This is a genomic window from Pleomorphomonas diazotrophica, from assembly GCF_002844595.1.
Classification (GTDB): Bacteria; Pseudomonadota; Alphaproteobacteria; order Rhizobiales; family Pleomorphomonadaceae; genus Pleomorphomonas; species Pleomorphomonas diazotrophica.
The window spans coordinates 187154-199615 of record NZ_PJNW01000001.1 but is presented as its reverse complement, the minus strand read 5'-3'; the positions used below and the strand labels follow the sequence as shown (position 1 = coordinate 199615).

At 65.2% G+C, this 12462-nt stretch carries 10 protein-coding genes; all 10 read right to left on the bottom strand.

The genetic code is table 11. The features are described 5' to 3' along the window. Positions 1 to 189: 189 nt before the first annotated feature. Positions 190 to 1260, bottom strand: a complete 1071-nt coding sequence (locus tag CXZ10_RS00885; protein ID WP_101287063.1) for a BMP family ABC transporter substrate-binding protein — start codon at positions 1258 to 1260, stop codon at positions 190 to 192. A gap of 100 nt (positions 1261 to 1360) precedes the next feature. Continuing rightward, complete coding sequence (locus CXZ10_RS00880) at positions 1361 to 2275, bottom strand: ABC transporter permease (RefSeq protein WP_101287062.1); 915 nt, start codon at positions 2273 to 2275, stop codon at positions 1361 to 1363. Further along, complete coding sequence (locus tag CXZ10_RS00875; protein ID WP_101287091.1) at positions 2268 to 3356, bottom strand: ABC transporter permease; 1089 nt, start codon at positions 3354 to 3356, stop codon at positions 2268 to 2270. Before CXZ10_RS00875 ends, CXZ10_RS00880 begins: the two co-directional genes overlap by 8 nt. Further along, complete coding sequence (locus tag CXZ10_RS00870; protein ID WP_425298941.1) at positions 3356 to 4933, bottom strand: ABC transporter ATP-binding protein; 1578 nt, start codon at positions 4931 to 4933, stop codon at positions 3356 to 3358. The genes CXZ10_RS00875 and CXZ10_RS00870 overlap by 1 nt, the downstream gene beginning before the upstream one ends. Positions 4934 to 5021: 88 nt before the next feature. Then, positions 5022 to 6056, bottom strand: coding sequence for a xanthine dehydrogenase accessory protein XdhC (gene xdhC, locus CXZ10_RS00865; protein WP_101287060.1), 1035 nt, complete (start codon positions 6054 to 6056; stop codon positions 5022 to 5024). Next, positions 6053 to 8380, bottom strand: a complete 2328-nt coding sequence (gene xdhB / locus CXZ10_RS00860; protein ID WP_101287059.1) for a xanthine dehydrogenase molybdopterin binding subunit — start codon at positions 8378 to 8380, stop codon at positions 6053 to 6055. Before xdhB ends, xdhC begins: the two co-directional genes overlap by 4 nt. Then, positions 8380 to 9870: a xanthine dehydrogenase small subunit gene (gene xdhA, locus CXZ10_RS00855; RefSeq protein ID WP_101287058.1), complete on the bottom strand. Its 1491-nt coding sequence runs from the start codon at positions 9868 to 9870 to the stop codon at positions 8380 to 8382. The genes xdhB and xdhA overlap by 1 nt, the downstream gene beginning before the upstream one ends. A 4-nt stretch (positions 9871 to 9874) precedes the next feature. Further along, positions 9875 to 10237 (bottom strand): hydroxyisourate hydrolase, encoded by a 363-nt coding sequence (gene uraH, locus CXZ10_RS00850; protein ID WP_101287057.1) that lies wholly within the window; start codon positions 10235 to 10237, stop codon positions 9875 to 9877. A gap of 259 nt (positions 10238 to 10496) precedes the next feature. Next, positions 10497 to 11264, bottom strand: coding sequence for an amino acid ABC transporter ATP-binding protein (locus tag CXZ10_RS00845; RefSeq protein ID WP_101287056.1), 768 nt, complete (start codon positions 11262 to 11264; stop codon positions 10497 to 10499). Positions 11265 to 11310: 46 nt separating this feature from the next. After that, positions 11311 to 12453, bottom strand: coding sequence for an amino acid ABC transporter permease (locus tag CXZ10_RS00840; protein WP_101287055.1), 1143 nt, complete (start codon positions 12451 to 12453; stop codon positions 11311 to 11313). Positions 12454 to 12462 lie beyond the last annotated feature (9 nt).

Sequence of the window (12462 nt, the reverse complement as noted above, 5' to 3'; positions counted from 1 at the left end):
GCCCAACAGCGGGGCATGGCGCATCCATACGCATTTAGCCGTAATCTAGACCCGGCGAGCCGATCAAGGCAAGTCGACTGGCGAGCTGAAATGCCAATATTTCCGGCGGGTTGGCGACCACCCCGCCAAAAGGACGGGGCCGCCCTGAGGCGACCCCGAACATACTTCACAACAACGATCGGCAGATGCTCACTGCGGCAGCTTGTCGTCGATGCCCTTGACGTACCAGTTCATGCCCAGGAGGTCGCCGTCCGGAGCGACGACACCGGCCGCATAGCGCTCCTTGCCATCCTGATCGACGATCGGGCCGGTGAAGGGGTTCCAGCCGCCGACGATCTTGGCCTCGGTCTCCTCGGCCAGCTTCTTGGTCTCGTCGGCCATGTTGGTGTAGTCGGCCATGTGGACGGTGCCGTCCTTGATGCCTTCCCACACGTCGCCGGCCTTCCAGGTGCCGTCGAGAACGGCCTTGACCGACTTGATGTAGTGCGGACCCCAATCGTCGACGATGGCGGTCATCTGCGCCTTTGGGGCGAACTTGATCATGTCGGAGGACTGACCGAAGCCCTTGAGGCCGCGCTCCTCGGCCACCTGAATCGCGGCGGTCGAGTCGGTGTGCTGGACGATGATGTCGGCGCCCTGGTCGAACAGCGCCTTGGCGGCGTCGGCTTCCTTGCCGGGGTCGAACCAGGAGTTCACCCAGACGATCTTGATCTTGAAGTCGGGGTTGATGGACTGGGCGCCGAGCATGAAGGCGTTGATGCCCATCACCACTTCCGGAATCGGGAAGGAGACGATGTAGCCGGCGAGGCCCTTCTTCGATTCCTTGGCGGCAATCTGGCCGAGGATGTAGCGGCCCTCATAGAAGCGAGCGTTGTAGAGCCCCATGTTGGGGGCGCTCTTGTAGCCGGTGGCGTGCTCGAATTTCACGTCGGGGAACTTCTTGGCCACCTTCAGTTCGGGATCCATGAAGCCGAAGGAGGTGCCGAAGACGATGCCGCAGCCTTCGCGGGCGAAGCGCTCGAAGACGCGCTCGGCGTCCGGCCCCTCGGCGACGTTCTCGACATAGGCGGTTTCGACCTTGTCGCCGAGTTCCTTCTCGACGGCGAGACGGCCCTGGTCGTGCTGGTAGGAATAGCCGAAGTCGCCGATCGGGCCGGTGTAGACCCAGCAGGCCTTCAGCTTGTCGGCGGCCGAGGCACCGGAAACGGCGCCGATGGCGAGCGCCAGGGCCGTACCGGCAAGAAGCGCGAGTTTCTTCATGTTCATTCTCCCCTGGTGTGGGTTTTCCCACGGTCTGTCACGGTCTTGAATGAGGCGCCGGCCGACCGTACTGCCGGCGCTTGTCGTTGACGTTCCCGGATCAGCGATCGGGCACGAAAGGCTTGCCCAGGCTGCTGGGCGTGTTGAACAGCGTCGCGCGCCGATTGCCGGAGATGGCGACCAGCACGATCACCGTGGCAAGATACGGCAGCATCGCCAGGAATTGCGACGGGAAGCCGATGCCAAGCGCCTGCGTATGCAGTTGCAGCACAGTAACCGCGCCGAACAAGTAGGCACCGATCACCGCCCGCCAAGGCAGCCACGAGGCGAACACCACCAGCGCCAGCGCGATCCAGCCGCGGCCGGCTGTCATGTTCTCCACCCAGAGCGGCGTATAGGCGACCGACAGATAAGCGCCGCCGAGGCCGGCCATGGCGCCGCCGAAGATCACGGCGAGATAGCGGACGCCGATCACCGAGTAACCGAGGGCGTGGGCCGAACTGTGATTGTCGCCGACCGCCCGCAGGATCAGGCCGGCGCGCGTCCGGTTGAGAAACCAGGAGACGGCGAACACCGCCGCAAAAGACAGGTATACGAGGATGTCCTGCCCGAACAGGATCTTTCCGACAAACGGCAGGCTGGTAACGCCGGGAATGTCGAGACTCTGAAGCTTGATGCCCGGCTGGCCCACGAAGCTCTCGCCCATCAGGCCTGAGAGGCCGAGGCCGAACAGCGTCAGCGCGAGACCGGAGGCCACCTGATTGGCGACGAGGGTCAGCGTCACGAAGGCGAAGATCAGGGAGACCAGCACGCCGGCGACGGCGCCTCCGACGATACCGAGCAACGGGCTGCCGGTGGAAACCGTGACGGCGAAGCCGGCGACGGCGCCCATCACCATCATGCCCTCGACGCCGAGGTTGAGAACGCCCGATTTCTCCACCACCAGCTCGCCGATGGCGGCAAGCAGCAGCGGCGTCGCCGCCGTGATGACGGTGAGGATGATGGCCTCAAGCATGGGCGCGCTCCCCCTCGCGACCGGGAACCAGACGCACCTTGTAAAGGATCAGCGTGTCGGCGGCGAGCACGAAGAACAGCAGGACACCCTGAATGACGGTGGCGAGCTTGGAGGACATCTGCAGCGAGGTCTGGATGGCCTCGCCGCCGAGATAGGACGAGGCGATGACGAGACCGGCGATCAGGATGCCCACCGGGTTCAGCCGGCCGAGGAAGGCGACGATGATGGCCGTAAAGCCGTAGCCGGGCGAGATCACCGGCTGCAGCTTGCCGATCTCGCTCATCACTACCATCATGCCGGCCAATCCGGCCAGCGCGCCCGACAGGGCGAAGGCAAAGGCGGTCATGCGGCGGTTGGAAAAGCCGGCGAAGGAACCGGCGCGCGGGCTTTGGCCGAGCACGCGGATCTCGAAGCCCTTCAGCGTCGAGCGCATCACCACCGCCAGGATCGCGACGAGGAGCAGTGCAATCGGCGCGGACAGGTTGAGATAGATGCCGCCGACGTCCACGGCGCTCAGCACCGCCCATTCATGAAAATCGATGGTGATCGGGAAATTGTAGCCCTGCGGGCTGCGCCAGGGGCCGCGCACCATCCAGTCGAGGAACAAGTTGGAGCAATAGACCAGCATCAGGCTGGTCAGAATCTCATTGGTGCCGAAGACGGTCTTGAGCTTGGCGGGGATGAGCGCGAACAGCGCCCCGCCGGCCATCGCCATCAAGAGCATCAGCGGCAGAACCACCGGGCTCACGAAATCCGGAAACAGGATCGGCAGGATCGAGCCGACGATGGCGCCGATGGTGAGCTGCCCCTCGGCGCCGATGTTCCAGTTGTTGGAGAGGTAGCAGACGGACAGGCCGAGGGCGATGATGACGAGCGGCGTCGCCTTGGTGATCAGTTGCTCGACGCCCCACAGCGACGTGATCGGCTCCAGGAAGAAATACCAGATGCCGGTGAAGGGGCTGTGCCCCTGCGCTGCGAAAACGATCCCGGCAAAGACCACCGTCAGCGCCACGGCGACGATCGGTGACAGCACGCTCATCAGCCGGCTTTTCTGGGGCCGCTTGACCAGTTCGAGGCGCATCATGCCGCCGCCGCTCCCTTTTTCTCGGCGCCGCCGGCCATCAGCAGCCCGACCTTTTCCGGCGTCAGCGTATCGGCGTCCTCGGCCTTGGACAGATGGCCGCGCGAAATGACCGCGATGCGGTCGGCGATCTCGAAGATCTCGTCGAGATCCTGCGAGATCACCAGGATGGCGGCGCCCTTGCGCGACAGGTCGATCAACGATTGCCGGATCACCGCCGCGGCGCCGGCATCGACACCCCAGGTCGGTTGGGCGACGATCAGGATCTTCGGCGTGCGCTCGACTTCGCGGCCGACCACGAATTTCTGGAGATTGCCGCCTGACAGCGAGCGCGCCTCGGGATCGACCACGCCCTTTCGGACATCGAACAGGCTGGTCACCGTCTCGACGATGCGACCGGCCTTGCCGAAACGGGTGAAGCCGCGCCGGGCGATGCCCTCGCCGGTGCCGTGACGGGTGAGCACGACGTTTTCCGACAGCTTCAGCGCCGGCACCGCGCCGTGGCCGAGGCGCTCCTCCGGCACGAAGGCGGCGCCGAGCAAACGGCGCTGGTTGATGTTCATCAGGCCCGCCGCCTCACCGGCCAGGATGACCATGTCTTCCTTGTCGAGCGGTTCTTCGCCGGAGAGCGCGTCGAACAGCTCCTTCTGGCCGTTGCCGGCGATGCCGGCAATGGCGACGATCTCGCCGGACCGGACGGAGAGATTGATATCGTGAAGCGACACGCCGAAGGCTTCCTGCGAGACCTGCGTCAAGCCCTTGAGAAGAATGGCTTCCGGCCCGAGCTTGCCCTTTTCGCGGGTGACACGGGTGATCTCGTTGCCGACCATCAACTGGGCAAGAGTGTTCACCGTCTCATTGGCGGGATCGGTTTCGGCCACCACCCTGGCACGACGCATGATGGTGGCGTGGTGGCACAGCGCCCTCACCTCCTCCAGGCGATGCGAGATGTAGAGGATGGCGCAGCCCTCCTCGGCGAGGCGCCGCAACGTCACGAACAACTGGTCGGCTTCCTGCGGTGTCAGCACCGAGGTCGGCTCGTCCATGATGATCAGTTCGGGGTTCTGCAGGAGGCAACGGACGATCTCGACGCGCTGCCGCTCGCCCACCGACAGGTCCGCGACATGGGCGTTCGGATCGAGCGGCAGGCCGTAGTTGGCCGAAACGCGTGCAATCGTCTCGCAAAGCTCGCGCGTCGCCCGGCAGTTCGGCAGGGCCAGCGCGATGTTCTCGGCCACCGTCATCGCCTCGAACAGCGAGAAATGCTGGAACACCATGCCGACGCCGATCGCCCGGGCTTCGGCCGGCGAAGCCACGGTCACCGCCTTGCCCTTCCAGAATATCTCGCCGCTGTTGGGTTGCAGGGACCCGTAGATGATCTTGACCAGCGTCGATTTGCCGGCGCCGTTCTCGCCGAGCAGCGCGTGGATCTCGCCCGGCATGATCTTGAGAGACACATTGTCGTTGGCGGTGAAGCTGCCGAAACGCTTGGTGACGTGACGGACCTCAAGAAGCGGCGTGTCGCCTCCCACCCGGCGGAGCATTTCTCCGGTGCTGTCCCCAGACCCTTCGCCCATCAGAGCCGTTGTCCTCGTTTTACCGCGCTTTGTCTATTTTCTGTGCAGCATACAAGCACGATTTCGCCAACCGGACGCGCCAAAAGATTCAGCCGGAATGTCCGAATAATTGGGCAGTCTGCCCAATTTCTGAGCTGCCGGCCGTTTGCCCGGCGGCGAACTCTCCGACCGGGGTCCTACGAATTTTCTCGTCGACAATCAACAGTTCCGCCACCACGGAAATGGCAATATGCGCCGGTTCCTTCGAGGTTATCCCCGGTACACCGATCGGGCAGGTGAAAGCCCTGATGCGGCTTTCTGAATGTCCCAGCTCGGCGAGCCGATGCTCGAAGCGGGCGCGCTTGGTGCGCGAGCCGATCAGCCCGACATAGGGGAACCGATCCTCCGACAGGGCAGCGTGCAGGATGTCGAGATCGAGGCCGTGATCATGGGTCATGATCAGCACGAAGGCGTCGGAGGGGGCCGTCTTCAGCTCGGACTGGGGCGCGGCAGCAACCACCTGCTCCAACCGAGCCAGAGGCAGATCCGGAAAAGCGCTTGGTCGACTGTCGATCCAACGAATGCGGAAGGGCAGCGGCGCGAGAGCCAGCACCAAAGCGCGGCCGACATGTCCTGCCCCGAACAGCAGCAGGTCTCGCAAGGGCTCACCGAAGCTTTCATCGAGCCGGCCGTTGGCGTCCAATGCGGCGGCCGGCCCCAACCGCTCGACTCCAACGATGCGGCGCTCGATGGGGGCGCCGTCGATAGACACGGCAGCGGTCTGAAACGGCCCCGCCCCCTCCGCCGCGGCAAGCTTCGCCACGGCGTCGAGTCGGGCTGATGTGAAGGTTTCCAGCATCACGCTGACGGCGCCGCCGCAGCACTGGCCGATGGAAGGCCCCAGCGCCAGGTCGAGACGCTCGCTGGCGTCTCGCCTCTCCCGCAGGGCAGCGATGGCGCGTTCCATGGCCTCGAGTTCCAGCCTGCCGCCGCCAATGGTGCCGGATATCGTGCCGCCCACTGACACCACCATGCGGGCGCCCGCCTCGCGCGGCGTCGATCCCTTCGCCCCGACGACCGTTACCAGTGCCGCGACGCCATCGCGGGCAAGGTAACGGTGAAGCGGGGCGAAGACCTCCCTCATGCCTCACTCCGTCGCATGAAGGCTACGGCTCGCATGATCGATTCGGGCGTTGCCGGTGCGTCGAGCGGCGGCACCACACCGGGCTTCAGGCTGGCGACGGCGTCGAAGATCGCCGAGAACACGGAGCAAGCCAGCATCAACGGCGGCTCGCCGACCGCCTTCGAGGAATGGATGGTCTCCTCGCGGTTGTCGCCGTCCCAGAGACGGGTGTTGAAGATGGCCGGAACGTCGCTGGCCGTGGGGATCTTGTAGGTGGACGGAGCATGGGTGGCGAGACGCCCCTTGTCGTCCCAAACCAGTTCCTCGGTGGTCAGCCAGCCCATGCCCTGAACGAAGGCGCCTTCGATCTGGCCGATGTCGATCGCCGGGTTGAGCGAGCGGCCACAGTCGTGGAGGATGTCCACCCGGTCGACCTTCATCTCGCCGGTCATGGTGTCGATGGTCACCTCGGCGCAGGCGGCGCCGTAGGCGAAATAGAGGAAGGGCCGCCCTTCCGCCTTCTGACGGTCCCAGTGGATCTTGGGCGTCGAATAGAAGCCGGCGGCGGACAGCTGCACGCGGCCCTCGTAGCAGGACTTGGCGAGATCGGCAAAGGACAGCGAGCCGCCGGTGTGGCTGACCCGACCATCGGCGAACACCACGCTTTCCGGCGCGGCATTGGTAGTCGAGACGAGATGGGCCACCATCCGCTCCTTGATCTCGTTGCAGGCGGCGAGCGCCGCCATGCCATTGAGATCGGAGCCGGAGGACGCGGCGGTCGCCGAGGTGTTGGGCACCTTGGACGTGTTGGTCGCGGTGATGCGTACCCGTTCGAGCGGCAGGCCGAAGGCGTCGGCCGCCACCTGCGCCACCTTGGTGTTCAGCCCCTGCCCCATCTCAGTGCCACCGTGGTTCAGGTGGACCGAACCGTCGGCATAGACGTGCACCAACGCGCCCGCCTGGTTGAGATGGGTCAGTGTGAAGGCGATGCCGAACTTGATGGGCGTCAGCGCGATGCCCTTGCGGAGAATGCGGTTCTTTGAGTTGAAGGCGCGGCATTCCTGCCGGCGCTTGGCATAGTCGCAGGAGCGTTCGAGGTCGGCGATCAGCTCCGGCAGGATGTTGTCCTCGACCTTCTGGCCGTAGGGCGTCACATCACGGCCCGGGCCGTAGAAGTTGCGTTTCCTGATCTCCAGCGGGTCGATGCCGGTGACGATGGCCAGCGTATCCATGATGCGCTCGGCCGCAAGAATGCCCTGCGGGCCGCCGAAGCCACGGAAGGCGGTGTTGGTCACCGTATTGGTCTTCAGCCGCTCCGACTTCAGGGCGACGTTGGGGTAGAAATAGGCATTGTCGGCATGGAACAGCGTGCGGTCGTTGACGCCGCCCGACAGGTCGGCCGAGTAGCCGCAGCGGGCCATGAAGTCGATGTCGGCAGCGAGAATCTTGCCGGAACTGTCATAGGCGACGGAAAAGGCCGTCGTCATGTCGTGCCGTTTGCCGGTCATCACCATGTCGTCGTCGCGGTCCAGTCGGAGCTTGCAGGGCCGGCCGGTGACGCGGGCGCCCAAGGCAGCGAGGCAGGCCCACTGGCTCGCCTGGCTCTCCTTGCCGCCGAAGCCACCGCCCATGCGTCGCACTTCCACAGTCACCATGGCGTTCGGCACGCCGAGCATATGGGCGACGCAGTGCTGCACCTCGGACGGATGCTGGGTCGACGAGTAGACGTGCATGTCGCCCGTCTCGCCGGGGATGGCCAGAGCGACTTGGCCTTCCAGATAGAAGTGTTCCTGCCCGCCATTGCGGATCACGCCGTCGAACCGGCGCTGGGCACTGGCAAAGGAGCGGGCGACGTCGCCCCGGCCGTAGCCATAGTCGTCGAGCACGCGCAAGCCCTTGGCCTTCGCCTCCTCGGCGGTGAGCACAGGCGGCTCCGCCTCGCCCTCGAAGAGCGCAAGCCGCGTCGCCCTGCGCGCGGCGTCGCGCGTCTCCGCCACGACGCAGAACAGGACTTCGCCCCAGAACTCCACCTCGTTCTCGGCAATGATCGGATCGCCGCCGATGGAGGTCGACCAGTCGTTGCGACCTGGAATATCGGCTGCCGTCAGTACGGCCACGACGCCGGGCGCCTGCCGAACGCGCGATAGGTCGATGTCGCGGATGCGGCCGCGCGCCATGTCGGGGCAGAAGCCCGGCGCAAGATGCAGCGTGCCGGTCGGCTCGACCATGTCGTCGATATAGACGGCGCGGCCGGTGACATGCAGCACGGCGCTGTCGTGTGGGGTGGAGCGATGGACGGCCCGTTCGACGGCGGCCTCGGAGGTTTCGGACTCGGGCGCGTTCATCAGGCCACCTCCGCTTCCGGCGCCTCGCGACGGCCAATGACGCGGGTGCGGCTCGTCGGCGCACCCGCGCATTCCACCAGGGCTTTGGCGAGCAGCGCCTTGGCCGTCTCCATCCGGTATGCCGCCGAAGCGCGCATGTCGGAGATCGGCGCGTAATCCTCGCCAAGCGCCTCGATTGCCGCGCCCCAGCTCGCCGCCCGCCCGGGCTGGGCGCCGACAAGGCGCGCCTCGGCGCTGAGCGCCCGCTTGGGCGTCGCCGCCATGCCGCCGAAGGCGATGCGCGCCTCGGTGATGACGCCGTCGTCGATGGTGAAGCGGAACGCCCCCATCACCGCCGAAATATCCTCGTCGAACCGCTTGGTGATCTTGTAGGCGCGGAACACCTGGTTCGACATGAGCTTGGGCACCAGGAGGCCCGCGACGAACTCACCCGGCTGCCGGTCCTGCTTGCCGTAGGCAATGAAATAGTCTTCAAGCGGCAGCGCCCGTCCGTCCTCGCCGTGAGCAAGCTCCAGCGTGGCGCCAAGTGCGATCAGCGCCGGTGGCATGTCACCGATCGGCGAGCCGTTGGCGATGTTGCCGCCGATGGTACCGACGGCACGCACCTGCCGCGAGCCGAGGCGGCGAATGAGTTCGCCGAGGTCGGGATCGAGATCGGCAAAGGCAGAAGCGGCATCCTCATAGGTGACGCCGGCGCCGAGGATCAAAGCGTCGCCGACATCCTCGATCTGCCGCAACGCCGCCACGCGGCCGACGTGGATCACCTGCGAGATCGGCCGCAGGCCTTTGGTCACCCTGAGACCCACGTCGGTGCCGCCGGCGAGCAGCGTCGCCTCGGGGTATTTCATGACCAGTTGCGCCAGCGCCGACAGGCTGGCCGGCGCGGCGAAGAAGGCGCTGTTGGAGCCGATGAACACATCCTGGCCGTCGGCCAGGAACTGCAGCAAGCCGGCCGTCTGAGGCATGGCCTCGACGAAGCGATCGGCCGGCGGCTCCGCCATGGCGGCGAGCGCGGCGTCGACGATCGGCCGGTATCCGGTGCAGCGGCAGAGGTTGCCGGCCAGCGCCGTGACGATCTCGTCGCGCGGCGGCGGGCCTTCGCGGCCCTCCTGATGATAGAGGGCGAAGAGGCTCATGACGATGCCCGGAGTGCAGAAGCCGCATTGCGCCCCGTGGGCATCGACGATCGCCTGCTGCACCGGATGCAGCCGGCCATCCGGCCAGGCAATATCCTCGACGGTGACGATTTCCTTGCCATCCATGGCGCCGAGGAACTGGATGCAGGAGTTGACCGGGCGATAGGCGACCCGACCGTCCTGCCACTCACCGATCACCACGGTGCAGGCGCCGCAGTCGCCCTCGTTGCAGCCCTCCTTGGTGCCGGTGGCGCGCTCGCGAAGGCGCAGATAGTCGAGCAGCGTCTCGGTCGGCTTGATGTCGTCGATTTCGACGATCCGCCCACGGCGGACGATGCGGATGGAGTCACGCATGGGCTCAGCTCCCGCGATAGGTTGAGTATCCGTAAGGCGAGATCAGCAGCGGCACATGGTAGTGGGCCGAGGCGTCGGCGATACCGAAACGGATGGGAACGATGTCGAGAAAGGCGGGATCGGCAAGGGCGTGGCCGGCCGCGCGCAGATAGTCGCCGGCATGGAACACCAGCTCGTAGGTACCGATGGAAAATGCCGCGCCGGAGAGAAGCGCGCCGTCGATGCGACCATCGTCGTTGGTTGTTGCCTCGCAGAGAAGGTCGCGCGCGCCATCCAGACGAATCGCCCAGAGCTCTATCCTCAGGCCAGCAGCCGGGCGGCCCGCCGCCGTGTCGAGAACATGGGTCGTCAAACGCCCCTCAGCCAACGCTCAGCCCTTCCCTGTTGGCGCCGGCAGAAAGCCGGCTTCTGTCGCAGACGTTTTGTCTGGCACGACTTGCCGCCTTTAGGAAGGCCCATTTCCGGAAACGGGCCGGGCGACCATCGCTTTTCCCGCCGTAACTCGCGTTCGGGTCGGCAGAGAAATAGTATGGAAAGCCAAACCGATCGTGCGGCTTTTGAAAGTAAGAGATCAAGATATGAAACGGGCGCCGAAGCCAAATAGCTGCCGGCGCCCGTCGAGAAAATCAGTGCAGAATCTGGCCGAGGAACAGCTTGGTGCGCTCGTGCTTCGGATTGGAGAAGAACTCCACCGGCTCGTTCTGTTCGACGATCTGGCCCTGGTCCATGAAGATGACGCGATTGGCCACCTGACGGGCGAAGCCCATTTCGTGCGTCACGCAGATCATGGTCATGCCTTCCTCGGCGAGGCCGACCATGGTGTCGAGCACCTCCTTGACCATCTCCGGATCGAGAGCCGAGGTCGGCTCGTCGAACAGCATGATCTTCGGCCGCATGCACAGCGAGCGGGCGATGGCGACGCGCTGCTGCTGGCCGCCGGAGAGCTGGCCTGGATACTTGTGCGCCTGCTCGGGGATCTTGACGCGGGTGAGGAAGTGCATCGCCACCTCCTCGGCTTCCTTCTTCGGCATCTTGCGCACCCAGATGGGCGCCAGCGTGCAGTTCTCCAGGATGGTCAGATGCGGGAACAGGTTGAAGTGCTGGAACACCATGCCCACCTCGCGCCGCACCTCGTCGATGCGCTTGAGATCGTTGGTGAGCTCGATGCCGTCGACGATGATCTTGCCCTTCTGGTGCTCTTCCAGGCGATTGATGCAGCGGATGGTCGTCGACTTGCCCGAACCGGAGGGGCCGCAGATGACGATGCGCTCGCCGCGCTTGACGGAGAGATTGACGTCGCGCAGCACGTGGAACTCGCCGAACCACTTGTTGACGCCGATCATTTCAACGGCGGTTTCGGTTTCGGGCGCGGTGGCTAGGGCAGTATCGGCCATGAATTGGGTCCCTTTGGCGGCAGGCGGGGCGGCGGTGGACGGCCGGTTATCGCTTGCGTCCGGTGTTGAGCTTTCTCTCCATGTACATGGAATAGCGTGACATCGAGAAACAGAAAACCCAGAAAACGGCGGCGGCGAAGATCAGGCCCGTCGGGGCGATGGACGGCGTCGACCAGTTGGCGTCGGAGAAGTTGCGCTGGATGGATCCGAGGAGGTCGTAGAGGCCGATGATCATCACCAGCGACGTATCCTTGAACAGCGAGATGAAGCTGTTGACGATGCCGGGGATGACGATCTTCAGGGCCTGCGGCAGGATGATCAGCCGCATCGACTGCCAGTAGCCGAGGCCGAGCGAGGCGGCCCCTTCAAACTGCCCCTTCGGAATGGCCTGCAGGCCGCCGCGGATGGTTTCGGCCATGTAGGCGCCGGTGAACAGGGCGACGCCGATCAGCGCGCGCAAGAGCTTGTCGAAGTTGACGCCGGTCGGCAGGAACAGCGGCAGCATCACCGAGGCCATGAACAGCACGGTGATGAGCGGAACGCCGCGCCACACCTCGATGAACACCACCGAAACGATCTTGATGAAAGGCAGCTTCGAGCGCCGGCCGAGCGCCAGGAGAATGCCGAGCGGCAAGGACGCGACGATGCCGGTGATCGCCACGACCAGCGTCACCAGCAGACCGCCCCAGTTGGACGTCTCGACGATCGGCAGTCCGAGACCGCCGTAGAGCAGCCAGAAGGTGGCCACCGGGAAGGCGGTCAGCATCAGCCAGACGGCCTGCCGCCGCCAAGGCATCCTGGGGATAGCCACCCAGGCGAGGCCCACGAAGAAGACGATCATCACCAGCGACGGCCGCCAGCGCTGATCGGCCGGATAGGAGCCGAAGGTAAACTGCGCCAGCTTGGCGTTGACGAAGGCCCAGCAGGCCCCCACCGTTTCGCCGTTCTTGGGCAGACAGGCCTCACGGTTGGTGCCGGTCCATACCGCGTCGATGAACAGCCAGCGGATGAGTGGCGGCAGCGCCCAGGCCAGCAGCAGCAGCATCGACAGGCTGATGGCGATGTTGAAGGGTGAGGAGAACAGGTTCTTTCGGACCCAGCCCGGAATGCCGCCCAGCGAGGGCGGCGGCGCCTCGGGCTCCAGGAAGTCACGGCGGACAAAGACGGTATCGGTTTCGATGCGGCTCATAACCGATCC